10 protein-coding genes are annotated in these 16,123 nt (G+C 41.9%); 4 read left to right on the plus strand and 6 right to left on the minus strand.

Going from position 1 to position 16,123, the window contains the following annotated elements; translation table 11 throughout:
- Positions 1–166: 166 nt before the first annotated feature.
- Complete coding sequence (locus C0V70_RS02865) at positions 167–1,828, plus strand: AMP-binding protein (protein ID WP_102242359.1); 1,662 nt, start codon at positions 167–169, stop codon at positions 1,826–1,828.
- A gap of 29 nt (positions 1,829–1,857) precedes the next feature.
- On the opposite strand, the gene C0V70_RS02870 is transcribed toward C0V70_RS02865, so the two are convergent.
- Complete coding sequence (locus tag C0V70_RS02870; protein WP_102242360.1) at positions 1,858–3,255, minus strand: hypothetical protein; 1,398 nt, start codon at positions 3,253–3,255, stop codon at positions 1,858–1,860.
- A 134-nt stretch (positions 3,256–3,389) separates the two neighbouring features.
- Between C0V70_RS02870 and C0V70_RS02875 the strand changes: the two genes are divergently transcribed.
- The gene (locus tag C0V70_RS02875; RefSeq protein ID WP_102242361.1) at positions 3,390–7,757 is read left to right on the plus strand and encodes a hypothetical protein; all 4,368 of its coding nucleotides are present in this window, start codon (positions 3,390–3,392) and stop codon (positions 7,755–7,757) included.
- Here C0V70_RS02875 and C0V70_RS02880 read toward each other — a convergent pair whose 3' ends face one another.
- Genes C0V70_RS02880 through C0V70_RS02900 form a run of 5 tightly spaced genes read right to left on the minus strand, consistent with a single transcriptional unit; the run spans position 7,758 to position 13,691 of the window.
- Positions 7,758–8,600: a signal peptidase II gene (locus C0V70_RS02880; protein WP_102242362.1), complete on the minus strand. Its 843-nt coding sequence runs from the start codon at positions 8,598–8,600 to the stop codon at positions 7,758–7,760. It lies immediately after the preceding gene.
- On the minus strand, positions 8,600–10,297 hold the full coding sequence (locus C0V70_RS02885; protein ID WP_102242363.1) for a hypothetical protein: 1,698 nt from the start codon (positions 10,295–10,297) through the stop codon (positions 8,600–8,602). The genes C0V70_RS02880 and C0V70_RS02885 overlap by 1 nt, the downstream gene beginning before the upstream one ends.
- Positions 10,298–10,307: 10 nt before the next feature.
- Positions 10,308–11,783, minus strand: a complete 1,476-nt coding sequence (locus C0V70_RS02890; RefSeq protein WP_102242364.1) for a general secretion pathway protein GspF — start codon at positions 11,781–11,783, stop codon at positions 10,308–10,310.
- 12 nt (positions 11,784–11,795) lie between these two features.
- Positions 11,796–12,554: a hypothetical protein gene (locus C0V70_RS02895; RefSeq protein ID WP_102242365.1), complete on the minus strand. Its 759-nt coding sequence runs from the start codon at positions 12,552–12,554 to the stop codon at positions 11,796–11,798.
- Between the two features lie 3 nt (positions 12,555–12,557).
- Positions 12,558–13,691, minus strand: coding sequence for a hypothetical protein (locus C0V70_RS02900; RefSeq protein ID WP_102242366.1), 1,134 nt, complete (start codon positions 13,689–13,691; stop codon positions 12,558–12,560).
- Positions 13,692–13,893: 202 nt separating this feature from the next.
- On the opposite strand from C0V70_RS02900, the gene C0V70_RS02905 reads away from it, so the two are divergent.
- Positions 13,894–15,057 carry a hypothetical protein gene (locus C0V70_RS02905; RefSeq protein ID WP_102242367.1) on the plus strand — a complete coding sequence of 388 codons (1,164 nt, stop codon included), beginning with the start codon at positions 13,894–13,896 and terminating at the stop codon, positions 15,055–15,057.
- 8 nt (positions 15,058–15,065) lie between these two features.
- The gene (locus C0V70_RS02910; protein WP_133566689.1) at positions 15,066–16,121 is read left to right on the plus strand and encodes a tetratricopeptide repeat protein; all 1,056 of its coding nucleotides are present in this window, start codon (positions 15,066–15,068) and stop codon (positions 16,119–16,121) included.
- Positions 16,122–16,123 lie beyond the last annotated feature (2 nt).

Here is a 16,123-nt window from a genome sequence, read left to right on the forward strand (position 1 = left end):
GTCAAAGACAGGTAATTTCTTAGGACCAAAGTAACTATTAGACCTCAGGTATAACACGATTCATATTCTGGGCAAACATAAAATTAAAGAAATTTGCTTCACAGCACTTTGCGTAATCTTACATTGTCTATTAAACTTTTATGGAACACTTTTTCGAGGGGATTTTATGGAGAAAATTTGGCTTAAAAACTATCAGTCTGGCGTTCCTGCGACCATCGAAGATCAGATGCAAAAGTACCATTCCTTAGGCGACTTAATGGATGAGAGTTTTGGTAAATTCTCTCAAGTAGAAGCCTTTAATTGCATGGGCAAAGGCCTTACTTATCAAGAGGTTGATCAGCTAAGCCGCCAGTTTGCCAGCTACCTACAAAACGATCTTAAGCTACAAAAAGGGGACCGCGTGGCCCTGATGATGCCCAATATTCTGCAATACCCAGTGGCCTTATTTGGTATCCTAAGGGGTGGATTCGTCGCAGTAAACGTCAACCCACTTTACACGGCACGTGAACTTCAGCACCAGCTCAAGGACTCGGGGGCTAAGGCCATCGTTATTTTCGAAAATGCCTGTCATACCCTTCAAGGGGTCCTGGATAAGACCGACTGTAAACATGTTTTGACAACAAATATTGGCGATATGCTTGGTTTCCCGAAATCGATGATCGTGAACTTCGTGATCAAGAAAATTAAGAAAATGGTTCCAGCGTGGAGTATTCCAAGTGCGAAGAGTTTTATGTCTGAACTGCGCATGGCCGATGCAAGTAAATTTAGAAAGCCAAGTATGAGTCAATCAGATATCGCTTTTTTACAATACACTGGTGGAACAACAGGTGTAGCCAAAGGTGCTATTCTCACTCATCAAAATATGGTGGCGAATATGTGTCAGGCGCGCGCGTGGCTTTCTCCAGCGATTGGCGGACAGACAGAAATTCTCATTTCACCACTTCCGCTTTACCACATTTTCTCACTGACTGTTTCAATGGTGTTTGTTTCAATTGGAGCGACAAACGTTCTCATTACAAACCCAAGAGACATGAAGGCCTTTATTGGTGAGTTGAGAAAATGGAAGTTTACAGTTCTCCCGGGTGTAAACACACTTTTCAATGGCCTATTAAACCAGCCAGATTTTAAAACTCTGGATTTCTCTACAATGAAAATTGCTCTTGGTGGAGGAATGGCCGTACAAAAAGCTGTTGCCGATAAATGGAAAAGCGTGACTGGAAAAGTTTTACTCGAAGCCTATGGATTAACAGAAACATCACCAGCTGCTTGTATCAACCCTATTAATCTAAAAGACTATAATGGCTTTATCGGTCTTCCGATCCCTTCTACAGACGTAGTGATCAAAGATGACAATGATAAAACTTTAGGTCTGAATGAAGTAGGTGAGATCTGTATTAAAGGCCCTCAAGTCATGCCAGGTTACTGGAACCGCGATGATGAAACAGCAAAAGTTATGACGTCGGATGGATACTTTAAAACAGGTGATATCGGATTCATGAATGACCAAGGTTATGTGAAAATCGTCGACCGTAAAAAAGATATGATCCTGGTCTCAGGATTCAACGTTTATCCAAATGAGATTGAAGATGTTGTGGCCACTCATCCAAAAGTATTTGAAGTGGCGGCCATCGGAGTTCCTGATGAGAAATCAACGGAGGCCATTAAGCTTTTCATCGTGAAAAAAGATGAAAGTTTAACAGCGGAAGAAGTCATTGCTTTCTGCCGCAAAGAACTGACTGGATACAAAGTTCCAAAACTGGTTGAGTTTAGAACCGAACTTCCTAAGAGTAATGTTGGAAAGATTTTAAGAAAAGACCTAAGAAACTAAAATAAAAAGGCCCCATTATGGGGCCTTTTTTATTGTCCTGTTAATTCATCAATATGAACTTCAATGACACTTGAGTGAGAATCAGAGATTTTCTCTTCTTCTTTTTTAGTGCGGTCAAGCTGTTGTTCGTGAGCTCCATTCGTCTGAACCCCTTGAGCATCATTGGTCTCAACGACTCTCGCTCCTTTGACGTCGACACTTTCTGATTGGTCAGTGACTTCTTCTACACGAGCAGCTCCAGCGTCAGAATGAGTTGGATTATTTTGTATCCAAAAATATCTTTCAATACCAATTCCGGCAACGGCCACAGTTCCACCGGTAATCGCCGCCTGCTTAGGCGTGATGCTGGTGATTTTGGCATAAATGCGTTTTAAAATTCCTACTTTTTCTTCATCCGTTTGGTTTTTAATCGCACGGTTTTGAATGTAGGCGTTTATAACTTCTTTTACCTTTAGGAGTGGAGTCTCAATGAATTTTTTGTAGGCCACATCGGCCTTAGTAAGAGCGGCAAGCTCTCTGATAAAGACTTTATTAGTGATGCGGTAAACTCCATACGTCGTCGGTTGGAATTCTGATTTTTGAATCATGGCCGTGATGCGCTCAAGTTCTTTTTGCAATTCAGGGTTTGGTGCCTTGGCATTTTTAATCCCGTATTCAAATTCTCTTTGAACGATCGTTAACATATCAGTCAGCATCGCTTGTCTAATAATTCGGTCTTTGATTTTCCCATTTTTTAGAAGAGTTCCATCAAGGGCCTTGATCTCTTCTTTAAATCTTTTCACCTGGTAATCCAGGTCTTTTTCACTTTTTCTTAACGTCAGGATTTCTTCGACCATGACGCCATTGCGTTTAACAGTCACTTTAATATCGCGAACTTCATCTTTTTTAAGCTTTAATTTTTTTAGCAGAGAAAGATTATATTGAAGAGAGATACGCTCTTCTAATAAATTGTCGACGTCCTTTTGATAAGACTCAAAAGACTTCATCCATCCTTCAACTGTTGCCATGTTTTTTGTTGCAGCAGGATCAACGGCAACGTCAGGGCTTACGATGCTATCAATTGTTTGAAAATATCTTTTAGCTTCAGTGACAACTTCTTCGTCGCTGAAAATATAAAAAGCCGGGTACTTATTGTTGTTCCAGTTTTTAATCGACTTGTTTAAAGAGATGCGTGCTTTGTTGATCCAGTTAAGTTTTGGGTGCTCAACAGTAACGAACTTATTAGAGAAGGTGATGAGTTTTTTATCAACTAAGGCCTTCTGTAAATCAGGTTCATAATTCTCTTTTAAGAATAGACTTTGGGCCAGTTCCTGACATGAGCCTGCCGCTTCTGCGGGCTCACGCAGAGACATTCTTTCTTCCGGCATATGTGAGCAGGAAGCAAGTAGAGTGAAAGCAGAAATAAGGAGTGACTTTTTCCAAATCATACCGATCTTGTCGGCTATTTCTTTAAATAAGTTTAATCTTTATTTTAAAACCTAAGTCTTTGAAATCTGAAATTTAACTAAAGTAATACCTGACAAAACCGATACGAGATTGATCTTTAATGTCTGGAGTAACTATGAAGTGGTTAAATTCTAGTGTCCTTATTCTATGTCTTATTCTTCAGTCGTGTTCGCTGAATTTCAGTGAATGGGGAAGGAAGCCGGCATCAGCTGCGAACTTTGATGATTTCGTCAATAAGATGAAAAGTTTCAAGACTCGTTTGATTGGCACGGAACAGGATGCGAATTGTTCTAAAGAGCAGATGGACGCTGACTTTAAGAAGCTTATGGCCTCTGTTAAGCGCGATTCATGTTCAGTGGATAATTACAGTCTCGACCGCGAAGAGTTTAATCAAAAGGCCTGTCCGAAAGTAAAAAAAGAAGGGTACTTTGACAAAGTTGTTAAAGCGACTATTCAAGAAGAGAAATCAAAAAAGAAACAACTGACTTATTTCCAGAATAAAATCGATCCGACATTTGTGGCCTTTACAACTGAGGCCCAGGGTTATTTAAAAACACTTGGACCGATTCTTCACAATGAAAATTACTCTCACGCAGACCGCGCAGAGTTACTGGCAACTTACGTTGAAAACGTTCTTCTTCCAGTAAGAGATGTTGTCGTGATCATGCGTTCGTATCTTCCAAAAGAAGATGATGGAAAGATTTTTTATCTTGGTCTTCAGCCTTATATGACTCCGGCCTTTGTTAAAGGTCTTGATCAAAGTGAGCTTGGGCTTATTACTCAGGGACCAAGCCCGGCCTCAAGTCCATTCTATTTAGAAATCCAGCCGGCAGAAAATGGGATTTATCGTCTAAGTTTTTCAGCGACTGATATTATCAGACGTGACGTAATCACTTTATTAAAAGCGCCATCGTCGAAGAACTACGTTATGGCCTTAAAGTGGATGACTCTGCATATGATGCTTTCTCAAGTGTATCTATACGATACCATTTTAGGAAGTCGTGCTGATTTGGCGATTCCCAATTCATGTCAAACACACTTTAACGGAAACCTTCCTCCAAAATTCAAATTCACTTACGAAGAAGGTGTTGGTGACCAGTTCCTTGAAAACATTCTGGCCAGCCATGGTCTGACATACAAAGAAGATGATAGTTCTTATCTTGATTACTATATCGATAACGTTAACAAAGACCCGACTAAAGAAGGTTATAGCGGTCTTGTTCCATTCGAAAACTATAAGAACGCTTTAAGAAGTGCTGAAGGCTCTGGACCTCAGGCCCTTGAACCACACTTTGATGATGTGGCCCACTTCCAGACGGTCATGTCGTACAAGTTAGGTGAAGCTCAAAGTGCGTTTAGAGCAAAAGTGAAAGGGCAAAATGTAACGTATGCGGGATTTGATATCTTCCAGAAAATGTTAGGGGATTTCCCGGCAGATGATATTGCTGAAGTGACATTGAAAAGTGGTGAAGTAAAACAACTTTACCCAGGAAAACAAAACTTATCTCCTTATCTGTTGGAGTTAATGCAACAAAATGGTTTCGTGGACTACAGTGATTTAATCACTGAGCGCATGAAGAAAAAATTTGTAGGTAGAAAAGTTAGCATTGATTTTCCATCAATGTACTCTTCACCTGTCTGGAGAGACTGGAGTTTAAGATACCTGGCAGACACTCTTTACCAACAAAGAAGTGCACCGACGAGTTCTGCTCTTTATAAAGTTGTGCAGAACGCCTGTATGATGGGAAGCCGCAGGTCTCCAGATTTGAATAAGATTTGTTTCGAAGGAAATAACATCCTGGCAAACCTTTCAGACTTCATGTCTGAATTCCGCACAGGAGAAAAATACGTTCCAACCAGAAGACTGGAAGAAACAAAATACAAAGAACTTTATCCCTTCCTGGGATTCATCTGGACAAACATGAGGGATCACCTTGCGCTTCTTCCGGATGCAAAACCATTTGAGCTTAACTTCCTTTTAGATCAGATGGCGGCTGGAAACCCATGGGCGAGATTGAAATTTAGCTACATGGTTGCCTTGGATCAGTTGGAGTATCAACAGGAAGGTATTCTTCCTCAGTACGATACAAAAAATTATTTCTCCAAAGCCAACGATCAGGTCATGTGTAAGATCAACAACGTGAGCGTTCAGTACAACACTCTTCAGAAGGCCGGAAAGATCCTGGGGCTGCATCTGCCACTTAGTTATAACCATGCCGGAAGACTGCTTAACTCGGGAGAGAAGAAGCAGATCTGGAGAAATATCCTGGATGATATTCAGCAAAGAAACGCACAGCTCTTCAGTGTAAAGAGAAATAATCAGGCGTATTATTCAATTGCTGAAAATATTTCTTATAAGACCATTCTTTCTGAGCAAGCAGCACTTGGAACAGGAACGACTCTAAGCCAGAAAGCGGTTTCAGAAATTAAAAATGTTTCAAAGAAAACAGAAGCGCAATTAGGGGATTTCTTCCTGAAGTTATACAACCTGCGCGATCCGGTTAAGCAGCAAGCGTTGTTTGAAGAGTTCTCTAAAGTAAACGGTATCGATAACACATTTAGTTTAAAACTAAACTTCCTGGCGCTGGATGATGCTTATAAAAAACCAATTTATAAAGACCTCTTAAAACAAGCGGCGCAAACGAGAAAACTGCAAATCCTGCAGGAGCTGGATCGTTTCTGTAAAATGGATATTAACGATGAAGTGCAGTTTAAAAACATTTTTTATTCGACAACGAAAGCGCAAAACGACTTAAACCAGATGGCAGGTCTTCCGGCCGTGCCTCAAGATGTTTTAAGCAAGATCAACGAAATGAGTTCAAGCGAATGGCGTGATATGTGGTGGGGGATTGGTTCCGGTGTCGCCGGAGTGGCCGCCATTATCGTCGGTGGTGCGTGTACGACTTTATCCGGTGGTATCTGTGCTCCGCTTGGTGGTGCGATGGCAGTTGCCGGCTTAGCTTCCCTGGGAATTCAGATCAAGCTAACTGGAAACGAACTGGAGAGAAAAGCTGAGGCCGATGTTTCAGAGGCCCAAATCAAAGTGATGGAGGATTTAGGTTTTGCCAACACAGGTAGCGCGGATGAAGTTCACCGCTCATACGCTTGGGCGGCTTTTGAGGCCATTAGTATTTTCCCTCTGATTGGTGTCGCGACCAGATCACTCGCTCTTGGACCTAAACTTGTGTACGTCTCAACTCAGTCGATGATGAGACAAACGGGTAAAGCTTCTTTTAAAGCAGCGGCTAAATCAGTGACTCAGGAAGAAGAAGTAAGAGCCGCTCACTTTTTATTAGGGTTTTCTAATACAGCAAAGAACGTAGGTGTGGATGCTAAAACTCTACAAAATGCGACGACCAAGATCTCAAAAATCAGAAAGCTTTATACTTCAGGTGAAATTAGTATGGAGCAAATGATGTCGCGAATTGGAGCAGTCCTTGATCCAATCAAGCGTGCTAAACTTGCTGTGGCCAAAACAGTAAAAGCTGAAATTGGTAGAGTCACGATTAAAGAATCAAAAGAGCAGATCGACCGTCAGGCCGCGACTATGATGGCCAACTATTTTGGGGATAACCCGAAAGAGATGCTTCGCCTAGTTCAAGGTTACTCTGGTGAGCGCTTAAATAAAGCTGTTCGTATCATGGGAGAAATTAATTCGACGGATAGAATTGGAAGACGCATTCCAATCTATAGTGGAGTGAAGGATTGGTTCCTGCGCATGAGAAACGAATCCTTAGCGAAAAACGCCGCGAAAATCCTACGTATTGAAAAAGAACTCAATGCGATGGGAAGCAGACCTGGACAGCTCAATGCTTATATCAATAAGAACATTGAAGACCTGACAGATATCTTTATCGATATCCCAATGAGAAAACGCGAAATTCCATATTTCGTTTTTGTTCAGGGGATGCCGGAGTTTAACTTCATCAAGGGAAGAAAGATTCCGCTTTTAAGTATGATGTCTGAAGGACAAACTTTACGCAGACTAGTGACAGCGAGAGCGCGCCTGGTACATGAGACTTATAAGTCGCAGGCGAGACTAACGTTGAAGCTAAAACGTTATGTAAAATCAGAAACGGCGTATGATGCTTTCAAGTCATTCCAGCTATCTGTTGCTGAGATGGCCAACCGTAAGACGGCTGCAGAGTCAGTTAAGGTTATGTCTCAATACCGTGCGGTTGAAGAGGCGATGACGAGAAAACTTTATGTAAGCTTTTCTAAGAGTGGTCAGAAAATGGAGTACAAGGCCTTTAAGGAATTGATCCTAAATCCTGCGACTCTTAAAGATAAAGCGACGGCCGAAGTTATCTGGGAATCCGTCCCAGCTGACGAGCTTCTTGGAATGAAAGAAGTAGGTGAGTTCGCTCACCGAGCTGTGCAGGAGCTGGCGAAGTATTCAGACATCGATTCATTTGAGCGATACTTAAATGCACTGAAAGTTTTAACAATCAACCGCAATGCCGCTGTTCTTGAAGTCATGTAATTACTTTTTGTTCAGGTGGTTTTTAAGATTAAGGGCGACATTTTCAAGATGTTTGAAATTGTCCCCTTGTCTTAATTTCAATTCTCTTTGATCCCCATTAAGTAAGTCTTCAACATACTTCTCAAAGGCGTAGAGAGGTCCTGCAGTTCTTTGTGATAAAAGCAGCCCGGCAATAAAGGAAACAGCTGTAAAGAGCAGAGTGATCGCCAGGTAACTGATAGCAAAACCAATGACAGTCGATTTACTGTGAATGTTAATTGATTGAAGAGTTAGTGTTAAGTACGAAAGAGAGAAGAGTCCTAAGACTAAACATGTGCATAGTGAGATGGTCGCAAACTTTAAAGCGAACTTCATCTGTTCTTTGGCATTAACCAGACCAAAACCTCTTTGATTCTCTGGATACCAGATGATTTTTTCTTTTGTAATCAATTTAACGACAATGATCGCAGCTCCAAACCATTGAAAGACATCCGCGGGATTAAAAACGATAGGAGGCAATCCCGGGATTTGCATGGGAAGAAAGTCTAATGTCCCGCCATGAATCGCACGGTCGACAACATTTCCTAAAACACCACCAGAAAGAAGTCCTAACCCGGCTTTTAAAAGTAGAAGTTCTGCAGGAAGGAGAATGATCATCATGACATAAACGAAAACTAAGAGCCCACCCATTGAGCAGAGAGTGACTAACGTCAAACTGGCCGGCAGGTCTTGAAGAGTTCCAAAAATAAATCCGCGATTGATATGGGCCGATTCCCCCGTCATCATTTGAGCTTTCCAGACAAAATCGATGACGAGGACAAGGGCGAATAAGCAAAGAGAAATCAGAATACCTTTTTTAAACATTATTTACCTGAGAGATTTTTCCAAATTGTAATCTGGCCTTCGATTTCTGCGGCGTTGGAATTACAATCGCTCCAGCAGTTATGTCTATTCGTTTTAAGTTTTGTAGAAATTTTAGAGCTTCCAATGTTAGTGAAATTCACCAGTCCACTTTCAACCACATTCGTGTGAGCTGTGGTTACGTTAGAGTGAGCGTGGAGAGGAGGCTGACTGTCGCCGTGGCAGTTCACGCAACGAGTGCGAAGAACCGGCCAGAGAGTCTGCTTAAATCCATCGACAGATGAAATTTTCGTCACTGGATTTGTCGGAGTTGTCCCCGTTCCAGTTGTCGGAGTAGTTGTCGTTGGCGCCTCAGATGTCCCAATGTGATCAAAAGCAAATGAAAGTTTGTCGCTGTCTAATCCCTTATCCTTTAAAAGAATCATTGAGTAATTTGAAAGGACGCCATCCGCCGCTGAGACTTTTTTATTCACGACCGTGTAAGTCGCATGTTGTGGATTGTACGAACCATTTACCAGAACTTTTAGTGATTTAACGTAAATGTCTTGAGTGGTCCTGATTCTTGGATTGGTTAGCTTGTAGCTGTACATATCGTATTCTTCGATATCAATATCCAGCATTGACCCACTCACGCCAGAAAGAGAAGAGATGGGCATGCTGATCGTAGACTTCAAGGCCTTGCTTGCATTTGGATCAAACATCGGGTCATTAGTAATCGTGATCTTTGATATTTTTAAACCATCATCGCGCTGTCGAAGTTCAACTCCAAAGTTAGATCCTCCGGCAATATAAAATGGAGAATCCTGGTATGAAGTTGTATTGGTTACTTCACGCCATTCAAAACCTTTTGTCAGTGTTCTGATGTGCCATTCTTTTGTATCTGAACCGGCAACTTTAACATAAACAGAATCAGAGTTGGCGTCTGGTGCGTTTACTAACATGTACACTTTGTAGAAATCTGAATTTGTCAGCTTGAAGTTCACATACGCTAAACCGGCATCAGCACTTGTCAGGTTTTTTGTCCCTGTTCCTTCAGGTGCCCAGATATAACTAGTTCCATTATCTGTTGCTTTAACCATTGGTGTGCGCAGTGATCCGCTTTCTGCCATCAGAGTGATGGTTCCCTGATCAATCAGGTTTTCCGGACTGAGGATTTCAGCGATTGTTTTTGTTTCAGCAGTCGTGTGAGTTGAAACATTTGATGAATCTGTAGCATCTGGTGCCTTTTCATCAATAATGCGTTTCCATTCAGTAATCTCTTCCTGCATCTCATTGGCATTGGCCGTACAGTCACCCCAGCAGTTGTGACGTTCATTTTTAAGTTTTAAGACCATGCGTGAGCTAGGAATGTTACTGAAATCGATTTTAAAGTTATCAACTAAAACATTGTGAGCCGTCTCTACATTAGAAGATGCATGCAGTGGTGTTTGTGTTGTCCCGTGACAAGAAACACAGCGGGCGCGGGTGATAGGGTAGACTGTCGTCTTAAAGGCCTCAATTGAAATCGCTCTTACTTCTGCAGATGAGAGTGTATTTGAATTATTTGGCGCTTGCCCTGTCCCTGAGCTTTTTCCATCAGCAGAGAATTTCATTGCTGATTTATTTGTCGCTTGCATCGGATTGATACACTGGTTGTATCCAATAAGGACTAGACCCAGGCATAAAAAAGATGTCAGTTTGTACTTGGTTGATCTCTTCAAAATTTAGTCCTTATTTAATCGGGTTAAAAAATAAATAACTGTTAATACTCGATCCAAACGGATTGTCTCCAACAACATCAGCAAGTTTTGACTCTTGTCCTGAAAGTGACAGGTAATTGGCCACAACCGCTTTTGAAAGGTTCGTAACACTGTTACTCACCATCGTTGCATTGGTGTCAACGGCACCGTTGTCTTTAAAAGCTCCAATTTGTCTCTTGTCAGCTGTTCTTAGAGTCGCTTTTCCAGCATGGCGGTAAAGAAGCATAAAGCTCGATGAACGCTGAGAACTGTCTCCTGTCCAAGGGATTTTTCCACGTCCATTTTGGGAGTCATCAGTAGCTCCACTTGCGGAAACACCACCATCAGTGAAGACGTAGATAAGAATGTCTTTTTGTTTTAATGAAGCAAGCTCCATCACTCGTCCGATCATTTCACCGATTTCTGAGTCGCGTGTTTCACCACTTGAGCGAGTGTTGTCATGGTAGTCATATCCACCTTTTTCTACAGTTCCCACTCCAACGTATCCATCGAGGATAAGTTTTGCCATCGTCGCTGTTCTTCTTTGATCATTGTTGTTGGCGATATTAGGGAAGGCCTGTCTGACCATTGCATCCTGAGTAGGATCAACAGCGGTCGCAGAGAAGCGATTTAATAAATCCTGAGATTGAATGTATCCACAATTGACCAGGTCTTTGATTTGATCAGGAAGGGCCTTGGCATTGAATTGCTTTAATTTCTGCGCACTCAGGTTTTCAATAGTCTTTAAAACTTTTTGCGCCTTCTCTGTTCCATAAAGTGAACCCAGACGACCGATATTAACTAAACTTAGTGCATCTTGTGGCGAGTTTAGCGTAACAGGTTTAAGAGTTGGGATGAGTGAACTTTGTGGCGCCATTGAGTTACCACCTGATTCACTGTTAATTGTCCCTGCAATTGGAGCAAGCTCTCCGACAACTCCGGCCTTCGTCAGCCAGTACATTGGGTTGTGTGGGTTATTTTGTGTATCGTCGTTAGAAGCTGCACAGAACACACCGCCTTCAACTTTAGCTCTGGTCGTAACCGCTGTCGTGTTTCTGATCCCGCGAAGAATCGCTGAATCGTTATGGAAAACGAGTCCTAATTCATTGTTTGTTTGCCCGGCATTTTTCGGGTGCATCGCTGTTGGAAGACCAAGAGATTCATAGTTAGTAATGAAGTCCATCTGACCTCCGGCCTTACCAACCATAACGTTTGATCCAACTAAGTTTGCTCCACCTGAGAGATCGAAGATCATCACTGGGATGCGGGTAATGGCCTCTTGAGTTCCAAAACCACATTCAAGAGCGTGGGCCGAATTCATCTTCAAAAGAGGAAGAAGGCCCGGAAGCATGGTGAAACTCATCCCAGTGAGAAAACCTTGTGAAAGGAAATCCCTTCTGCTTTGAAGAGTATGATTTTCGTGTTTTAAAGGAGCGTTTGGATTTTGATCTTTGTTTTTGTTCGTCATCTTATCGTTCCTTTAAAGTAGAGTTGAGTGAGCACTTGCCAGAGTGGAAATGCACATCGCCTTAACTAGTTTTCTAGTCGTTACACTTGAAGAGAGGTTCTCTCCTGTCAACAGTTCGTCAAAAAGTTTTGTCAGTTCAGTCACCGTCGATGTTCTTGTTTGTGTATCAAGTGGTGGAAGAAAACGATCGATGGCCTGATTGATAATTAATTGTTTATTGGCCGTAGAGAAGACTTGAGTAGGAGTCTGCCCAAAATTAATAGTCGGCCAGATCACCGCTCTTAGTGTTCCATTTTCTACCAGCTGCTCGCAGAATTCAGCAGCAAGTTTTGTAATCGCTACCTGGTTGGCCGGAAGAAAACTCTTAACATTATTGTCGGCCGGAAGCTGAACTATAATTTCTTTATATAGGTTTTGAACGCTGGTATTCGTCGCTGGAACCCCTGTAACCGCAACCATTGACTGGAAAACTTGTTCAAAGTTCTTAACCCCAACATCAACTTGATCAAGCTCTGTTTCTGTTGTCGGGTTATTCATTGGCGGCATGACCAGTCCATCAGGAAGTTCTGCATCACTGTCGATATCTCCAGCATCACCTGTTGCCGTAGAAGGAGCAGTCGACTTCGAAGCTGTACTTCTTTTGTTTGCTTTCATTGGCTCGAAAGTACACTGATTAAAAGCAATAAGCACTGAAGCCAGGGTCCCGATAGCGATGGCAATGCGAACGCCGTTAGGTAGAGTAGATTGTTTTTCGTTGTTTTCTGTATTCATTTGTTATTCGCCCATGCAAAGAATCGATGTCTCTGCAAAAAGATTTTTCATACTAAAGTTGTCGTTGGCCTGGAAAAGATCAGCGAGGCGTTTGATTTCTTTTTTCTCACTGTCGATTTTTGGCTTTCTGACACAAACAAGTTCAAACACTCGTGTAGACATACACTCAGCAAAAGCGCGCGATCTTGAAATCATCATTCCTAATTCGCGTGCCCCTTTTCCTGATGTTTTATCCGGCCATCCTAGGCTGGCATTTTGTCCATCGGCCCATAGGTTAATCCACTCATCATTTGTCGTGACGTAACCGTCTTTATAAAGAACGTTTTTATTAATTTTAGCGACAACTGTTCCTGGAGTGTGCTTGATTTCATTATCGACGAAATCAAAGTAGGCCCATGCTCCACCAAGTCCGTCTTGTCCTGCGTGACAACCAACACACTGGTTGCGGTAAGTACGGCTGTCTCCGCCTGGATTTCTTTCAACGTCACGTCTAACGTGATAGTCGGTAATATTGATGTCGTGGACCGCTTCAAAATCGCGGCAAAGGAAGTTCATAAAAGTAAAACGAGTCATTCTTCTGTTTGTTCCAGCAGAGAAGAAGGCACTGGCAGCCGCTCTGGTTGTCAGAACTCCCGCTGTGTCTTTAACACCTGTTACTTCAGATTGATTCACTCTCATTAAGTTGTCTTTTAATGAGACAAACTTATTTTCCAGTTCAATGTATTGGTTATTGTCTTTTTTATTGTAAGCAGGAATCGTCACTGGTGTTGTCGGGGCCGCAATATAAAGGTGGTCTCCATAAAGAACCTGATCAAAAGGAATATTGTCGCGGACCATTCCAATAACTGTCGCTACATAGTCGTTAAGAGGAACGCGAGGCGAATTATCGACGTTCGTCCAGCGCTTCACCCAATTTTTTAAAGTGATATTGTAGAAGTTTTGATCGTCCATTGCTTTAAGTGCAGCATCTTTGGCATTGCCGTTCTTAATATATGTTTCCATTTGATTTAAAACTTCTGTCGTAGGAGGCACACTCGCCAGACGGTTGTGTAGACGATACGCTTGGTCTCTAGCTGCACCGAAGGCCGAATTTAATGACAAGGAGACAAAAGAAATCACGATGAATTCTTTTTTCAAAAGTTGTTGTAGTTTAATGGACTTCCTCCTTATAAATAAATTCACTCAAATTATCGTAACATAAGGATGGTCAATTACTGTGCCATGCAAATACTTCCAATGCCTGAGCGAATCTCTCTAATAAAGGGGTTAAATTGTTAATGTTATTGTTGAAATTTTAGTTTAGGATTAAGGGATATTTTTAGTTTTATTTAGAGAAATCATGCTGAAAACAATTTCATTATTTTTTGGTCTTTGCGCTCTGATGATCTCAAGAGCCGAGGCTTATCCTAACTTTATCGGACATGGATACAATTCATGTATCACCTGTCATTACAACCCCTTTGGAAACGGTCCTATCAATGATTATGGGCGAGCTGTTTCGGCCACGGCGATCGGAAGCAGGGGCTTTTATAATGATAGCAAGCCGGAAGACTTAATTGGTCAGGAATCGGGGTTCTTTTTTAAGCAGCCAGAGAACAAACATTTTAGACCTTTTGCCAGTTATCGTGGTCTTTTACTAAAAAGAAACTTTGGTGAAGACAGCGAGAAAACAGAGTACATCCATATGCAGGCCGACCTTAATATGGTGGTGAAGTTTGGTGAAAATGATAAATACATGGGGAGTTTTAGTTTTGGTTATGCTCCCATTCCAAGATCATTGCAAAATACCAAGGCCGCTGACAGCGTAAAAGAATACCGCACGCGCGAGCACTATGTGGGTTACCGCCCAAGCCCAAGCTGGGGAGTGTACGCAGGGCTGATGGATAAAACTTACGGAATCAGAATTGTAGAACACACTTCTTATGCTCGCACAACTCCACAAGTAACGATGGATGACCAATCTCACGGGGTGATTCTTCATTATAACAATCCTGCTTTTGAAGCTGGCGTAAACGTCTTCGTTGGAAACCTGACTCAAGATGCAGATCTTCGCATGAAAGGATTTGCCGGAACGTTTGAGTACACGCTGCTTGAAAAAAACCGCATTGGTCTTTCGGCGATGAGTGAAGGAAATGATTACGTAGATCTTTCGGCCTTTGCTGCCCACATCCGTTCTGGAATCGGCAATGGAAGCAGCTTGATGTTTGAAATCGGTAAAGTTGATAAGAAACCAAAACTAGTCAGCGGCGATAAGACTGAATACTACGCTAATTTCCAAAACCACATCAAGGCCACTCGTGGAGTTTATCTTTTAAATTCTGTTGAGTATTACAAAAACGATGCGGATAAAAGTTACCGCGTAAGGTTTGGGCCAAGTATTCAATATTTTCCAATGTCAAAAGTAGAGCTACGTGCTGACTTATACAATACCAGAAATTTTAATCAGCAGATCAGTACAAAAGATAGATGGGATTTAATGGCCCAGATTCACTTGTGGTTATAACGATGAAGATGACAAAACTAACATTCTTAGCTTTCGGACTCTCATCACTTGCCATGGGAGCTGACAATACAATTGAAAATGTGAAGCTGATGCAGCTTTACTTAGATAAAAATCAGCCAGAAAAAGTTGAAGACTTATACGATGACCAGGAAGATAGCCTGGTAAAAAGCTGGATGGCCCTTGAGCGTTTAGCCATTAGTTTTGAGCGCAGAGAGAAATTTAAGGAAGCCATTGAAGTCTATCGCAAGATCATCATCAACTTCAATAAAGCAGCCCATGAAAAAATTCTGGCAACTCCACAGGGAGCAATTGAGAGTTCTCATTATGAGAGAACAAAACTTCCACTCTATTATTACAAGCTGGCCTTTTTAAATACGCAGCTCTTTAGCAACACTAACGATTACACGCCGGAAAACGAGCGCAGTAAGTATAAAAAGAATGCGGAAGGTTTTATCGGTCTTGCCCGCAAAGTAAAAGTTGAGGAATCCGACTTGAAACTTCTGGAAGATCTGCTTCAGGAAAAAGTCACTCGCGATGAAAACCTGGAATACAAACCAGGGTGGTATGCGACTCTGGAAATTTTAAGCTGGCAAGATAGAGTGATCCTGGTGAATAAAAGCACTAACGTGAAAAACAATCTTCTAAGCACGGCTATCGGCTCTTGTGTCGGTGGAGGAAAGAAGTGGGAAAATATTAAGTACGAATTTGACCTGGAAGGATGTTTTGCTGTGGCATCAGCTACCATTAGTGCAGAAAATAGGGCCATTAGTTACCAGCAGTCATCTGTTTCGGTAAAAGGTCTTTTTGTCGGACCGGGAATGTACTTTAAAACAATTTCGGACAACGTTTTATTAGGCTTCCAAATCCCGGTTAAATACCGCACTGGGGATTGGACAAATCCGGATGAAGCGACTTACCGTTTTGAAAAAGAGACAGCGCTTGAAGCTGGTTACTTTATTCAATCGAAAATTAAAATTAAGAATGTATCTCTCAGAACCCGTTTAGGGAAAGTGTTTCCTAATCCGGGAAGTCTGTGGTCAGTAGGCGCAGTTTACGATTTTTAGGA

The sequence above is a fragment of the Bacteriovorax stolpii genome (genome assembly GCF_002872415.1).
GTDB classification, from domain to species: Bacteria; Bdellovibrionota; Bacteriovoracia; order Bacteriovoracales; family Bacteriovoracaceae; genus Bacteriovorax; species Bacteriovorax stolpii.